We start from the raw sequence: 13,596 nt of genomic DNA, 5'->3' as shown, positions 1-13,596 counted from the left end.
CGGGGGGGCGCATGGACTTCTTTTCGGCACAGGATCGCGCCCGGCGTCTCTCCGGACGACTTGTCCTGCTGCTTCTGCTCGCCGTCGTGGCGCTGGTGGCATTGACCTGCATGCTGGTGTCGCTGGCGGTGGTCATGCTGGATACGACGGGAATGCATACCGGCGATCCGCTGACGGCGGCGCTCGAACCGCGCCTTCTCGCCATGGTGGCCGGCGGAGTGATGACGGTGGTGATCCTCGGAGGCCTGGTGCGTCATCTGCAGCTGCGCGTGGGCGGCTATGCGGTGGCCGAGGCGCTGGGCGGGCGGCCACTGGCACTGGACACCCGCGATGCGGGTGAGCGCCGCCTGCTTCACGTGGTGGAGGAGATGGCCATCGCCTCGGGACTGCCGGTGCCGCCGGTCTATCTGCTGGATGACGATGCCATCAATGCCTTCGCCGCCGGTCATGATCCTAACGATGCCGTCATCGGCATCACGCGTGGCGCCATCGAGCATCTCGATCGCGACCAGCTGCAGGGCGTCATCGCCCACGAGTTCAGTCATATCCTGCATGGCGACATGCGGCTCAACCTGCGCCTGGTGACCTTGCTGCATGGGATCCTGGTGATCGGCCTGGCAGGGCGCTTTCTGCTGCGGAGCATGGCCGGGGGGCAGCGGCGAGACTCGCGCCGAGGCGGCGGGCATGTGGCGCTGCTGGGCTTGGGAGTGGCGCTGATGGTGGTGGGGTATGCCGGCACCCTGTGCGGCAATCTGATCAAGGCCGCGGTGAGTCGCCAGCGCGAGTTCCTGGCCGACGCCAGCGCCGTGCAATACACCCGCAATCCCGAGGGCATCGGCGGTGCGCTCCAGACCCTGGCCGCCTATCGGCTCGGCTCGCGCCTGCTGGCGGCCAATGCCGCCGAGTTCAGCCATCTCTACTTCGGTAGCGGCGTACGTAGCCTGAGCCGATGGACCTCAACACATCCTCCGCTTGAGACGCGCATTCGCCGCGTGCTGCCACGCTGGGACGGTCGCTTGCCCGAGCCCTTCGCGCCGACCCCGCGTCAGCACGCCTCGCAACGGAGGCCATCTGTGGCGCCGTCCATAAGCGCCGTGAGTGAGGCAGTGAGCGCAGGGGCGAGCGGAGAGGCGAGCAAGGTGGTAAATGAGGAGACCACTGCCGGAACCGGCGTTGCCGCCGCCGCCGTGGCCAGTGTCGGCCGTCTCGACAATAAGGCACTGGCCAGCGCTCGCCGCCGCCTGGCGGGCATCGACAAGCGGTTGATGGAGTCGGCCCATGACCCCTTCGGGGCCCGTGCGCTGGTCTATGCCATCCTGATGGGGGTCGACCCGAAGAGTCGTGATGCCCAGCGTGAGCTACTCCAGCGCCAGGCACTACCCGAGGTATTGACTGAGCTTGACGCCCAGGCCGAGCCACTGGCGAGTCTCTCCGCCGGTGACCGACTGCCGCTGATCGAGCTTTCGTTGCCCGCGCTGCGCGCATTGAACCCCGCTCAGGGGGCGCGCTTTCGCACCTGTCTGGATGGGCTGATGAGTGCCGAGCAGGCTCCGGAGGCACTGCAGTGGGCGCTGCATCGGCTGGTAAGGGCGGGTCTGGAGGGTGAGCGGCGAGCCCTGCGGGATCGGCGCCTTGCCGACCTGGCCGGACCGTTGTCGCGGCTGCTGTCGACGCTGGCCTTGGCTGGCCACCCCGATCCCGATGCGGCCCGGGCGGCACTGGAACGAGTCGCTGCGGTGCTGGGCGTGGCGTTGGATCTGGTCAGCGAGCCTGCCAATCCCCGGGAGCTGGACTGGGCGCTGGGCCGCCTGGCGCGGCTGCGCAACCAGGAGCGTGGCCCTCTGCTTGCCGCCATGGTCTGCTGCGTGGAGCAGGATGGCCGGGTCGACCCGGAGGAAGCCGAGCTGCTGCGTGCGGTGGCCTGGACGCTGGGGGTTCCACTGCCACTGGGGAGCCTCGGTGATGGGGAGATCAGGGTAGGAGGTGATGGGAGCGGGGGGGAGGCGAGAGTGAGAGAAGAAGAAGGTGTTGGAAGAGAGTGTTATAAGAGGTGAAGAGAGCAACAGTCGCCGTTGCCTGAAGTGGGTGTCCCTGGCGCCACCTCGAGGCAATGGGCCAACGACTCGTATTCGCCATCATTGTGGTTTCAGTCGTCTTGCGAGGAGTGGGGCGCTCTGCTGCAATGTGGCCTTTTCGTGATGGAGACGTTGGATGAACCCCACACTCTGGAAACCGGCCCTGCTGGCCATGCTGTTGACGCTGGGCCTGGCCGGTTGCGGTGACGGTGATGAGCAGGCGCCCGATGCCGATGCGTCCCGGCCGGCGCAGGACGTCGAGAGCGAAACGGCCCCGGCCGTCGACGAGACAGATGGCATGGAAGCTTCGGGAGAGACGGAGGAAGCGCCAGTCCCGGATGAGCTGAATCAGGAGGGGGCGTCCACTGCGGGCCAGGGTGAGGAGCCGGCGGCGCCGGATGAGTCTGGCACAGCCGAGGAGACCCCTGACGATGCGGCGGTTTCCGCCGACACCGAGACCCTTGCCGAGTCACCCTCCACGCCTCTGGAGGGCGGCGCCGCCCTGCCTGGAGAGGCGACGCGTGAGGATGTCGATGCCATCATCGAGGAGAATGAGCGGCGTTTTGAGGAGGCCCAGCGGCGCATCGACGAGCAATTCCAGCAAGCCGAGCAGGAAAGGGGGACACCCGAGCCCATGGCGGATGGCGACATCGAGAGTAGTATCGATATCGACGCCTCCCTCGGTGAGGACCCGCTGGCCGGCGAGGAAGCCGCCAGGTCGGACATCGATGCGATCATCGAGGAGCAGGAGCGCCGCTTCGAGGAGGCGCAGCGGGAACTGGAGCAGCAGTTCGAGGAGATAGAGCGGGAAGTTCCCGAATTCGATGGCTTCGACGGCGAGCCGGTGGACAGCGAAGTGTCGGCACCCGCCGAAGAAACCCGCCAGGAGTAGCGGGCGGTCCATTCGACATGCTGCTGCCCAAAGGCAATTTCACCATCACCAACGAGCAAGGCCCACCGAACGGTGGGCCTTGCTCGTTGGTTCGGCGATGCCGTTCCGTCGAGTCGACGCTTAGTCAGCGGCGCGAATATTGGAGGCCTGAAGGCCCTTCTTGCCCTGAGTCACCTCGAAGGTAACCTTCTGGCCATCCTGCAGGGACTTGAAGCCTTCAGCCTGAATCTCGGAGAAGTGCGCGAACAGGTCATCGCCACCGTCGTCCGGGGAGATGAAGCCGTAGCCCTTGGTGTCGTTGAACCACTTGACAGTGCCAGTTGCCATTTATCAATTTCCTTAACATACGGATAGTGTTGCCGGCGCGAGCGCGTGGATCGCCTCTTGCCGCGGTGCCCGGCGGGGACGGTCATGTCGACCGTTCGCCTGCCAGTGCATCGATTGCGGTGCCCCGACAAGGCTTGCGCACGCTGTGTGACGCAGGGAGACTATGTCGAGCCCGCAAGATCACTCTAGTTGGAAACCCCCGAGGCGTCCAGCACGCCCGGAGCCACTCTCCCACCAGATTCGAGAGCGCCATGACCGCCCAGCCCCTTACCTCCCGCGACACCCACAGCATGCTGCTCGGCTACCTGCTGTGGCTGTTCGGCTTCCTCGGTGCCCACCGCTTCTACTATGGCAAGCCGGTGACCGGTACCATCTGGTTCTTCACCCTTGGCCTGCTCGGCATCGGCTGGCTCATCGATCTCTTCCTGATTCCCGCCATGGACCGTCAGGCGGACCTGCGCTTCACTTCGGGGCCCATCAACTACTCGCTCGCCTGGTTGCTGCTCACCTTCCTCGGTGTCTTCGGCCTGCATCGTTTCTATCAAGGCAAGTGGCTGAGCGGCATCGTCTATCTGCTGACCTTCGGTCTGTTCGGGCTGGGGGTGCTCTACGACTTCTGGACCCTCAACGACCAGATCTCCATGCGCCACGCTCGCCGCGCGGAGTAGGCCAGCCATCATGTGGATCGATGCCCAGTTCTGGCCCTTCCTGGTGGCCATCACCCTGCTCTCGATCACCCCCGGAGTGGATACCCTGCTGGTGATCCGCAACACCGCGCGTGGCGGAGTGCGAGATGGGGTGCTCACCAGCCTGGCGATCTGCTGCGGTCTCTTCGTGCACGCCGCCGTCTCGGCCCTGGGAATCTCGCTGATCCTGTTGCAGTCGGCCTGGGCCTACGGTGTGCTCAAGCTGGCCGGGGCCATCTATCTGGTCTGGCTGGGGGCTCAGGCGCTTCTGGCGGCACGGCGCGGCCAGGGGCTGCCGGTGGCCGGGGTGAGCGCCGAGCGGCGTGTGCTTCCGGCCTGGAAGCCCCTGCGCGAGGGGCTGCTCTCCAATGTGCTCAACCCCAAGACCGTGGTCTTCTATATGGCCTTCCTGCCGCAGTTCATCGCCCCGGGCGACCCGGCACTGGCCAAGTCGCTGTTCCTGGCGGGCGTCCACTTCGTGATCGCCAACCTGTGGCAGATCGGGGTGGCCTTGATGGTGGGTGGGGCAGGTCGGTGGCTGGCCAGCCTCCTCTTCGCACGCTGGCTCAACGGGCTGACTGGCTCGGTATTGATCCTCTTCGGCATCAGGCTGGCGCTGGAGCGCCAGCCCGGCTAAGGCCGGACGTTAAGCTGGAAGAACGCCCGCTTCGCGGGCTTAAGCTTGAAGCTGTAAGAAAAGCTTGACGCGGGTACTGGAGGTCACATGCTGACTTCCAGCTTACTGCCGGGCTAGCAGCGAGCCGTCGTAGCGCACCCGCTTCTCGGCGGGGGTGAGCATCGAGACACCCTCGCTGCTGCCCCCGTTGGCCAGGCTTTCGAAGATTGCCCGGTAGGTCAGCACCGCCTGCACATAGTGGCGCGTCTCGCGAAACGGAATGCCTTCGACGAACAGGTCGAAGGCCTCTGTCGCGCTGCTCTGTAGCCAGCGGTCCACGCGGCCGGGGCCGGCGTTGTAGGCCGCCGTGGCGGCCAGTCGATTGCCACGGTAGCGTTCGAGCATATCGCGAATATAGGTGCTGCCCAGACGGATGTTGGTCTGGGGGTCGAGGACACCATAGGAGCCCGGGTCGGCGATGCCCAGCTGGCGAGCCAACTGGGTGGCAGTGGCCGGCATCACCTGCATCAGCCCGCGAGCGCCGGCCGGCGATACCGCCTCGGGATTGTAGGCGCTCTCGCGTCGGGCAATGCCCATCAGTAGGTAGGGGTCGACTCCGGTACGACGACCCCATGTCAGGAAGTCCTCTCGATAAGCCTCGGGGAAGCGCCACTCTAGGGCATCCCATAGCTGGCCGACGATGGTGGTCTGAACCAGCTTGGCATGCCAGCCTCGCCGGCGGGCGTAGTCGCCCAGCGCTCGAGCATCCTGTGGAGAGGCACGGCGCACCGCGGCGTACCATTCGCTGGCGGCGAGTCCCGGCTCGTTGATGCGTAGCAGGGCTTCGGTACGCCTTACGGCCGGCCAGCGCGACACCCGGTCTCGGTAGGCGGCGTCGATCTGGTTGCGCTCCATATTGAGCGCATAGGGCCGCCCCAGCCGGTCGGCGGCGGCAAAGCCATAGAAGCTGCGCTCCTCGGCGGCGACGGCATAGGCGCGCTCGGCGGCGGCCTTGTCACCCAGCTGCTCAAGGGCGCGTGCCCGCCAATACTGCCAGCGTTCGTCCCCGCGGGTGGCTTCGGGCATGCGCTGGATCCAGTCGAGCACGCCACGCCAGTCGCGATCGGCCAGGGCCGTGCGTACCCGAAGCTCGAGCAGGTCCGGTGAGGCGAGCTGGGGAAGGGTGGCATCCACCCAGGCGCGATTGGAGCGTACGTCCCGGACCAGGGAGTAGAAGATCAGGTCATGCTCGATCGTCTGACGATGCTCGGCCGCGATTCTCAAGCCTGGGGCAATCCTGCGCCACGCCTCAAGAGCTGCTGCGGTGTCGGCGCGCACATGGTCATGCATGGCGGCAGCGAAGAAGGGGCCGCTGCCGCGGCACTCGGGACCCAGGCAGTCGGATATTTGGGTAATCGCGTCGGGGTCCGCCTGGACGCGAGCCATGGCCTGCTGGGCGGAGTGCCAGCGACTGCCCAGCAGGCCCCTCAGATAGCTTACAAGGCCACTCTGCCCGGCCTGCCAGGCGAGCATCTGGCGCTCCCAGATCTGCTCCTCGCCGATCTCGCCGCGGCGTCTCAGGGTGTCGAAGAGAGTGTCGCAGGCCTCGGGCTGGGAGCGCCCGACTCGCCAGAGCCGGCGACCTCCTGCGGCCGCCATGGCGGGGGCGCGGTCGAGCAGGGCGGTGTAGTAGTGACAGCGCCGAGCGGTGCCCTCGGGCTCTCTGGCGGCGACCTGGAGCAGATCTGCATGGCGCCCGGCCCGGCCGTAGCGATCGATCGCCTGGCCGCGCATCCACTCGGCGAGGGGCGAGTCGGCGTGACGCTCGATAAAGTCGAGTACACTCCGGGGTGCCACATCGGGCAGGAGGTCGCGCAGGCGGTGATAGGTCACGTAACCGGCCAGTTCATGATCGGCAATGGCGGCTTCGTCGACCCGCTGCCAGTCACCGGCTCGGGCGGCCTGCAGGGCCTCGCGCATGCTGCGGTCGTCGGCCTGCCCCAGCAGCGGCAGGCAGCACAGGGTGGCGGCGGCCAGGGCACGCCAGGGTACGGAGAGGCGCAACGACATGGGGAACCCTCCAGCGTCGATTCGAGTGTAAACCCCCATCGTCGCCGATGAGATGATTAGGGGATAGTGTCGCCCGACCACGACAGCGTCGTCGAGGCTGTCGTCGTCTCATCGAATCGCTTATCGTGGCGTTCTATTCTCGCGTACGACCTGGTCACGCGCTCGCGCGCATGACCTTATTCGCACACATGACCTTTTTGCGCATATGACTTTTTTTCGCAAATGGCAAGGAGAGGCCCATGGCAGGCAAGGGCGACAAGTTGAAGACCCGGCTGCGCGGGCGTTCCCGTGTGATCGGCCAGATTACCCGGGCCCTGCGACTGTTCGTGCCGATGCTCGGCGATGTGCTGCGTGGCCGCTATCGTCCGGTGCCTTGGATGGCCATCCTGTGGATGCTGGCGGCGCTGGTCTACCTGATCTCGCCTCTGGATCTGATTCCCGATTTTCTGGTGCTGGTGGGCGTGCTCGATGATGCGGTGATCGTCGGCTGGTTGCTGACCCGGGTGGATAGTGCCCTGGGTCCCTATCGTGCCTGGCGGGAGGAGAGCGTTGACAGGAGCAAGGATAACTCCAGCGGAGTTTGATACGATCGTTTGATTGCCAGCTGTTTATCACAACACGCCAAGCCGAGCCCCCATGCACGCCGACTCCCGTCCCGACGCCGCCGACTGGCGGCGTGCCCTGACCCGTTTCGTCAACGTGATCCCCCATACGCGTGAGCTGGGCCTCGAGGTGCTCGAGGCCTCGCCACGGCTCACTCGCATGCGCCTGCCCTGGCACGCGGAGCTGCTGGGCGACAGCAGACGCGGGCTGGTCCATGGGGGAGTACTGACCATGCTGCTGGACACCGCCTGTGGCTCGGCGGTCCTGCCGGCATTGCCGGCGCCGGAGGTCTGCCCGACCCTCGATCTGCGCATCGATCACTTCCGCCCGGCGGTGGCCGGCCAGGACCTGCTGGTGGAGGCCCGGGTCGTGCGAGTTACCGCCTCGGTGGTATTCACCGAGGGGCGCGTCTGGCAGTCGGCCGAGGGAGAAGTGGCGCGTGCCGTCGGCAACTTCGTGCGGCTGGGGTCGCGCAACACCCCGCCGGCATTTGCCGAGGCGCTGTTTGCCCAGGAGGAGGACGACCATGCCTGAAGGCATTCATGGAGTGGAGTGGCTGACCAGGACCCGTGACGCGGGTGATCTGTCGGCCTGGCTCGAGCTGATGCCCTATGCGCGGCGCATCGGCGTCACGACGTCTCCGGACCCTAAGGGGGATGGCCTGCTGTTCCGTCTCGACCCTCGCGCGGGCAATGTCGGCAACGTGATGCTGCCGGCATTGCATGGTGGTGTGGTGGCGGCCTTTATGGAGACCGCGGCGACCCTGGACCTGATGCTGGCCACCCGTGAGCCGCGCTTGCCGCGCATCGTCGATATCTCCATCGACTATCTGCGTACCGCCCGGCTGGTGCCGACCCATGCGCGCTGTTCGCTGCTGCGCGAGGGGCGACGCCTGGCCAATGTCACGGTCAGTGCCTGGCAGAAGGAGGAAGCCACACCGGTGGCCACCGCCAGGCTGCACTTTGTGCTGGATGATCCCGAAGGAGGGCAGGCGTGAGCCACCCAGGGGCTTGAAAACCCCTGCGGAAACCCCATATCGATTGCCAGTTCCGAGTCGGTGGCCCGTCCACCGTCGTCATGTCGAAAGAGGGGGTTCACGCCACATGACCACTGCCACGCAACATGAAGAGACCCTTGGCTTCCAGACCGAGGTGAAGCAGCTGCTGCACCTGATGATCCACTCCCTGTATTCCAACCGGGAGATCTTCCTGCGCGAGCTTATCTCCAATGCCGCCGACGCCTGCGACAAGTTGCGCTATGCGGCCCTGGACAACGATGCCCTCTACGAAGGCGACAGCGAGCTGCGCATCGAGATCGAGCACGACGCCGAGGCGCGCACCGTCACCGTGCGCGACAACGGCATCGGCATGAGTCGCGACGAGGTGATCGCGAACCTCGGCACCATCGCCAGAAGCGGCACCGCGGAGTTCCTCAAGCAGCTCTCCGGTGAGCAGCAGAAGGACGCCCGGCTGATCGGCCAGTTCGGCGTCGGCTTCTACTCCGGCTTTATCGTCGCTGACGAGGTCACGGTGCGCACCCGCAAGGCGGGCACCGAACAGGGTGAAGGCGTCGAGTGGCGCTCCAGGGGCGAAGGCGAGTTCACTGTCGCCGACGTCGAGCGCGAGACCCACGGCACCGAAATCGTGCTGCACCTCAAGGAGGACGCCGCTGAGTTTGCCGACGACTTCCGCCTGCAGAGCCTGGTGCGCAAGTACTCCGACCACATCGAAGTGCCGGTGCGGATGCCCAAGGTCGAGACGGCCAAGGACGAGGACGGCAACGACATCGAGGGCAGCGAGACTGTCAGCTGGGAGACCGTCAACGAGGCCACCGCCCTGTGGGTGCGCCCCAAGAGCGAGCTCACCGACGACGAGTACAAGGCCTTCTACAAGCACGTCGCTCACGACTTCAGCGACCCGCTGACCTGGAGCCATAACAAGGTCGAGGGCAAGCTCGAGTACACCAGTCTACTCTACGTGCCGGGCCGCGCGCCCTTCGACCTCTACGAGCGCGACGGCGCCCGCGGGGTGAAGCTCTATGTGCAGCGCGTCTTCATCATGGACGACGCCGAACAGTTCCTGCCGCTCTACCTGCGCTTCATCAAGGGCGTGCTGGACACCCGCGACCTGTCGCTCAACGTCTCCCGGGAGCTGCTGCAGCAGGACCCGCAGGTCGACAAGATCAAGAGCGCGCTGACCAAGCGCTCCCTGGACATGCTCAAGAAGCTGACCAAGCACAGTGATGCCTACCAGACCTTCTGGAACACCTTCGGCAGCGTGCTCAAGGAGGGCCCGGCGGAGGACTTCGCCAACCGCGAGAAGATCGCCGGCCTGCTGCGCTTCTCCACCACCCACACCGACAGCGCCACCCAGGACCAGTCGCTGGCCGACTACGTGTCGCGCATGAAGGAGGGCCAGGAGAAGATCTACTACATCGTCGCCGATGGCTTCAATGCGGCGAAGAACAGCCCGCACCTGGAGATCTTCCGCAAGAAGGGCATCGAGGTGCTGCTGCTCCACGACCGCATCGACGAGTGGCTGATGAGCCACCTCACCGAGTTCGAGGGCAAGGCCTTCGTCGACGTCGCCAAGGGCGAGCTCGACCTCGGCGAGATCGAGGACGAGGAGGAGAAGAAGGCTCAGGAGGAGACCGCCAAGGCCAAGGAGGACCTGGTCAAGCGTGTCAAGGAGGCACTGGGCGACGAGGTCCAGGAGGTCAAGGTGACCCATCGCCTGACCGACTCGCCGGCATGTGTGGTGCTGCCCGAGCACGAGATGGGCTTCCAGATGCGTCGCATCATGGAGGCCGCCGGCCAGGCGATGCCCGAGGTCAAGCCGATCCTCGAGCTCAACCCCGAGCATGCCCTGGTGGCCCGCCTTGAGGGCGTCGAGGGCGACGGCTTCGAGGACCTGGCGCGCATCCTGCTCGACCAGGCGATCATTGCCGAGGGGGGGCATCTCGACGACCCCGCCGCTTACGTCAAGCGCCTCAATGCCCTGCTGAGCGCCTGATTCCTCTGCATTGAATGACCAATCTGCAGGCCGCCTCCGGGCGGCCTGCTTGCGTTGGACACCGCTGTTGGGTACTTGCCTTTTCGTCTGTTTCCGGTCAGCGTGGCACTTCTCCAATTGTCACTCCGATGCTGCGTTACTCCTTGCCTTCGACGTTGAATCGACGGTTGTGCAATGCGGCATTGTACGGTATGAATAAAAAGCCTGACCTATGCACGAATTCAATAACCAACCGGGAGATCCAACGTGAAGATTGGTGCACCCAGGGAGCTCGCCAAGGGCGAGGCGCGCGTCGCGCTGACCCCTGACAGCGCGAAGTTCATCCAGAAGCTTGGACACGACTGCCTGATCGAGAGCGGCGCCGGCGTGGCCGCCGGCTTCGATGACGAGGCCTATCGCAATGCCGGCGTCACCGTGGTCGACGGTGCCGATGCGCTGTGGAGCGAGGCCGAGGTGGTGATCAAGGTCCGTGAGCCCGAGGAGACGGAGGCCGAGCGCCTGCGCGAGGGCCAGACCCTGATCAGCTTCTTCTGGCCGGCCCAGAACGAGGCGCTGCTCGAGAAGTGTCGCGCCCAGGGCGCCACCGTGGTGGCCATGGACATGGTGCCGCGTATCTCGCGGGCCCAGAAGATGGACGCCCTATCGTCGATGGCCAATATCGCCGGCTATCGTGCGGTAATCGAGGCGGGCAACAACTTCGGGCGCTTCTTCACCGGTCAGGTGACGGCCGCCGGCAAGGTGCCGCCGGCCAAGGTGCTGGTGATCGGCGCCGGGGTGGCGGGTCTGGCTGCCATCGGCACGGCCACCAGCCTGGGGGCCGTGGTGCGCGCCTTCGACGTGCGTCCCGAGGTCGCCGAGCAGATCGAATCCATGGGCGCCGAGTTCCTGTTTCTCGACTTCGACGAGAGCCAGGATGGCTCCGAGACGGGCGGCTACGCGGCGCCTTCAAGCCCTGAGTTCCGCGAGAAGCAGCTCGAGTGCTTCCGCGAGCAAGCCCCCGACATCGATATCGTCATCACCACGGCACTGATCCCCGGGAGGCCCGCGCCCAAGCTGTGGCTGGAGGATATGGTCCAGGCCATGAAGCCGGGCTCGGTAGTCATCGACCTGGCCGCGGAGAAGGGCGGCAACTGCGACCTGACCCGGGCCGACGAGAAAGTGGTCTCCGACAACGGAGTGACGGTGGTCGGCTATACCGACTTCCCGTCACGCATGGCGACCCAGTCGTCGCTGCTCTATGCCACCAATATCCGCCATATGCTGACCGATCTGACCCCCGAGAAGGATGGTCAGATCCATCATGACATGGAGGATGATGTCATCCGTGGTGCGACGGTGGTTCACGCCAGTGAAGTCACCTTCCCGCCTCCGCCGCCCAAGGTGAAGGCGATCGCCGCGGCCAAGCCCAAGCCCAAGGAGAAGGAGCCGACGCCGGAGGAGAAGAAGGCCGCCGAACATGCTGCCTTCAAGGCGCAGACCAAGCGTCAGGTGACACTGTTGGGCGTCGGGGGAGCGCTGATGCTGCTGCTCGGCCAGGTGGCACCGGCCTCCTTCATGCAGCACTTCATCGTCTTCGCGCTGGCCTGCTTCGTGGGCTTCCAGGTGATCTGGGGCGTCAGCCACTCGTTGCATACACCGCTGATGGCGGTGACCAATGCCATCTCCGGGATCATCATCCTGGGGGCGCTGCTGCAGATCGGTTCGGGTAGCGGGCTGGTGACGCTGATGGCGGCCATCTCGGTGCTGGTGGCGACCATCAATATCGTGGGCGGCTTCCTGGTGACACGCCGGATGCTGGCCATGTTCCAGAAATCGTGATCCGCGGAGACAACCCATGCTGAGTCAAGGATTCGTGTCTGCCGCGGCGATCGCGGCAAGTGTGCTGTTCATCCTCTCCCTGGGAGGGTTGAGCAATCAGGAGAAGGCCAAGCGGGCGGTGTGGTACGGCATCGTCGGCATGGCCGTGGCGGTGTTCTTTACCGCCTTCGGGCCGGGGGTCGGCGCCTATGGCTGGATGATTCCGATGATGGTCATCGGCGCCGGCATCGGTGTCTATGTGGCCAAGAAGGTCGACATGACCGAGATGCCGCAGCTGGTGGCGGCGCTGCATAGCTTCGTCGGTCTGGCCGCGGTGTTCGTCGGCTGGAGCGCCGACCTGGAGCGCCGCCGTGTGCTGGCGGCTCGCGCCATCGAGGCGAGCACCGACCAGTTCTCGGCCTTTGCCGGCCTGGTGGCCACCAAGGCGCCGGACGAGCTGATGTTCCTGCAGATCGAGGTCGTGCTGGGCGTGTTTATCGGTGCGGTGACCTTCACCGGCTCGATCATCGCCTTCGGCAAGCTGGCTGGCAAGATCGACGGCAAGCCGCGGCAGCTGCCCGGCGGCCATATGCTCAATGCCGGCGCCGCGGCGCTCTCGCTGCTGCTCGCCATCCTCTACCTCAACGGTGCCGGCTTCTGGACCCTGCTGCTGATCGCCGCCCTGGCGTTCTTCATCGGCTACCACCTAATCATGGGCATCGGCGGTGCCGATATGCCGGTGGTGGTATCGATGCTCAACAGCTACTCCGGCTGGGCCGCGGCGGCCATCGGCTTCACGCTCTCCAACGACCTGCTGATCGTCACCGGTGCCCTGGTGGGCTCCTCCGGTGCCATCCTGTCGTACATCATGTGCAAGGCGATGAACCGCAACTTCCTCAATGTCATCCTCGGCGGCTTCGGTGGTACCCAGGGGCCGGCGGCGGAGATCGAGGGCGAGCAGGTCGCCATCGACGCGGGCGGCGTGGCCAGTGCGCTCAACGATGCCGACAGCGTGATCATCGTGCCGGGCTACGGCATGGCGGTGGCCCAGGCCCAGAATGCGGTGAGCGAGCTGACCCGCAAGCTGCGCGCCGCGGGCAAGAGTGTCCGCTTCGGTATCCACCCGGTGGCAGGCCGCCTGCCCGGGCACATGAACGTGCTGCTGGCCGAGGCCAAGGTGCCCTATGACATCGTGCTGGAGATGGACGAGATCAACGATGACTTCGCCTCCACCGATGTGGTGATCGTCATCGGCTCCAACGATATCGTCAATCCGGCCGCCGAAGAGGATCCCAACAGCCCCATCGCCGGCATGCCGGTGCTCAAGGTGTGGGAGGCCAAGCAGGTGTTCGTCAGCAAGCGTGGCCAGGGTACCGGCTATTCCGGTATCGAGAACCCGCTGTTCTTCAAGGAGAACACCCGGATGTTCTACGGCGATGCGCGTGAGAGCATCGACTCGCTGCTGCATCTGGTTGACTGACACGTTCCCCCTCCGCGGCCCGTCTTGGGCCGCATCCCG

12 protein-coding genes are annotated in these 13,596 nt (G+C 65.6%); 10 read left to right on the top strand and 2 right to left on the bottom strand.

Annotated elements, in window-relative coordinates:
- The first annotated feature begins 11 nt into the window (after nt 1-11).
- Together GRB80_RS07990 and GRB80_RS07985 are read left to right on the top strand one after the other, a co-directional pair.
- Nucleotides 12-2,054: a M48 family metallopeptidase gene (locus tag GRB80_RS07990; protein WP_161423185.1), complete on the top strand. Its 2,043-nt coding sequence runs from the start codon at nt 12-14 to the stop codon at nt 2,052-2,054.
- 157 nt (nt 2,055-2,211) lie between these two features.
- On the top strand, nt 2,212-2,967 hold the full coding sequence (locus GRB80_RS07985; protein WP_161423184.1) for a hypothetical protein: 756 nt from the start codon (nt 2,212-2,214) through the stop codon (nt 2,965-2,967).
- Nucleotides 2,968-3,087: 120 nt separating this feature from the next.
- Here the strand turns inward: GRB80_RS07985 and GRB80_RS07980 are convergent, their stop codons facing one another.
- Complete coding sequence (locus GRB80_RS07980) at nt 3,088-3,294, bottom strand: cold-shock protein (protein ID WP_040187864.1); 207 nt, start codon at nt 3,292-3,294, stop codon at nt 3,088-3,090.
- Between the two features lie 251 nt (nt 3,295-3,545).
- On the opposite strand from GRB80_RS07980, the gene GRB80_RS07975 reads away from it, so the two are divergent.
- Together GRB80_RS07975 and GRB80_RS07970 are read left to right on the top strand one after the other, a co-directional pair.
- Nucleotides 3,546-3,962: an NINE protein gene (locus GRB80_RS07975; protein ID WP_132043265.1), complete on the top strand. Its 417-nt coding sequence runs from the start codon at nt 3,546-3,548 to the stop codon at nt 3,960-3,962.
- A gap of 10 nt (nt 3,963-3,972) precedes the next feature.
- Nucleotides 3,973-4,617 carry a LysE family translocator gene (locus GRB80_RS07970; RefSeq protein WP_161423183.1) on the top strand — a complete coding sequence of 215 codons (645 nt, stop codon included), beginning with the start codon at nt 3,973-3,975 and terminating at the stop codon, nt 4,615-4,617.
- 102 nt (nt 4,618-4,719) lie between these two features.
- On the opposite strand, the gene GRB80_RS07965 is transcribed toward GRB80_RS07970, so the two are convergent.
- Complete coding sequence (locus GRB80_RS07965) at nt 4,720-6,666, bottom strand: transglycosylase SLT domain-containing protein (RefSeq protein ID WP_161423182.1); 1,947 nt, start codon at nt 6,664-6,666, stop codon at nt 4,720-4,722.
- Nucleotides 6,667-6,905: 239 nt separating this feature from the next.
- Here GRB80_RS07965 and GRB80_RS07960 point away from each other — a divergent pair, with 239 nt between their 5' ends.
- The 6 genes from GRB80_RS07960 to GRB80_RS07935 all read left to right on the top strand — a co-directional run bounded on the left by GRB80_RS07960 (nt 6,906) and on the right by GRB80_RS07935 (nt 13,557).
- A complete protein-coding gene (locus GRB80_RS07960) occupies nt 6,906-7,250 on the top strand; it encodes a YkvA family protein (RefSeq protein ID WP_161423181.1) in 345 nt (114 codons plus the stop codon).
- Nucleotides 7,251-7,302: 52 nt separating this feature from the next.
- Nucleotides 7,303-7,803 (top strand): PaaI family thioesterase, encoded by a 501-nt coding sequence (locus tag GRB80_RS07955; RefSeq protein WP_132043257.1) that lies wholly within the window; start codon nt 7,303-7,305, stop codon nt 7,801-7,803.
- Entirely contained in the window at nt 7,796-8,266 is a 471-nt protein-coding gene (locus GRB80_RS07950; RefSeq protein WP_132043255.1) for a PaaI family thioesterase, read from the top strand. Before GRB80_RS07955 ends, GRB80_RS07950 begins: the two co-directional genes overlap by 8 nt.
- 106 nt (nt 8,267-8,372) lie before the next feature.
- Nucleotides 8,373-10,280, top strand: coding sequence for a molecular chaperone HtpG (htpG, locus tag GRB80_RS07945; protein ID WP_161423180.1), 1,908 nt, complete (start codon nt 8,373-8,375; stop codon nt 10,278-10,280).
- A gap of 246 nt (nt 10,281-10,526) precedes the next feature.
- Complete coding sequence (locus GRB80_RS07940) at nt 10,527-12,098, top strand: Re/Si-specific NAD(P)(+) transhydrogenase subunit alpha (protein ID WP_161423179.1); 1,572 nt, start codon at nt 10,527-10,529, stop codon at nt 12,096-12,098.
- A 16-nt stretch (nt 12,099-12,114) separates the two neighbouring features.
- Complete coding sequence (locus tag GRB80_RS07935; RefSeq protein ID WP_161423178.1) at nt 12,115-13,557, top strand: NAD(P)(+) transhydrogenase (Re/Si-specific) subunit beta; 1,443 nt, start codon at nt 12,115-12,117, stop codon at nt 13,555-13,557.
- Nucleotides 13,558-13,596 lie beyond the last annotated feature (39 nt).

It is taken from the genome of Halomonas icarae, from assembly GCF_009901955.1.
GTDB classification, from domain to species: Bacteria; Pseudomonadota; Gammaproteobacteria; order Pseudomonadales; family Halomonadaceae; genus Halomonas; species Halomonas icarae.
Note: the sequence above shows the minus strand (reverse complement) of the source record. Positions and strands in the feature narration are given on the sequence as shown.

What these genes read in the sequence shown, in the direction of transcription:
- GRB80_RS07990 (WP_161423185.1), top strand. Translation starts at nt 12, where the DNA reads ATGGACTTCTTTTCGGCACAGGATCGCGCCCGGCGTCTCTCCGGACGA.
- GRB80_RS07985 (WP_161423184.1), top strand. Translation starts at nt 2,212, where the DNA reads ATGAACCCCACACTCTGGAAACCGGCCCTGCTGGCCATGCTGTTGACG.
- GRB80_RS07980 (WP_040187864.1), bottom strand. Translation starts at nt 3,294, where the DNA reads ATGGCAACTGGCACTGTCAAGTGGTTCAACGACACCAAGGGCTACGGC.
- GRB80_RS07975 (WP_132043265.1), top strand. Translation starts at nt 3,546, where the DNA reads ATGACCGCCCAGCCCCTTACCTCCCGCGACACCCACAGCATGCTGCTC.
- GRB80_RS07970 (WP_161423183.1), top strand. Translation starts at nt 3,973, where the DNA reads ATGTGGATCGATGCCCAGTTCTGGCCCTTCCTGGTGGCCATCACCCTG.
- GRB80_RS07965 (WP_161423182.1), bottom strand. Translation starts at nt 6,666, where the DNA reads ATGTCGTTGCGCCTCTCCGTACCCTGGCGTGCCCTGGCCGCCGCCACC.
- GRB80_RS07960 (WP_161423181.1), top strand. Translation starts at nt 6,906, where the DNA reads ATGGCAGGCAAGGGCGACAAGTTGAAGACCCGGCTGCGCGGGCGTTCC.
- GRB80_RS07955 (WP_132043257.1), top strand. Translation starts at nt 7,303, where the DNA reads ATGCACGCCGACTCCCGTCCCGACGCCGCCGACTGGCGGCGTGCCCTG.
- GRB80_RS07950 (WP_132043255.1), top strand. Translation starts at nt 7,796, where the DNA reads ATGCCTGAAGGCATTCATGGAGTGGAGTGGCTGACCAGGACCCGTGAC.
- htpG (WP_161423180.1), top strand. Translation starts at nt 8,373, where the DNA reads ATGACCACTGCCACGCAACATGAAGAGACCCTTGGCTTCCAGACCGAG.
- GRB80_RS07935 (WP_161423178.1), top strand. Translation starts at nt 12,115, where the DNA reads ATGCTGAGTCAAGGATTCGTGTCTGCCGCGGCGATCGCGGCAAGTGTG.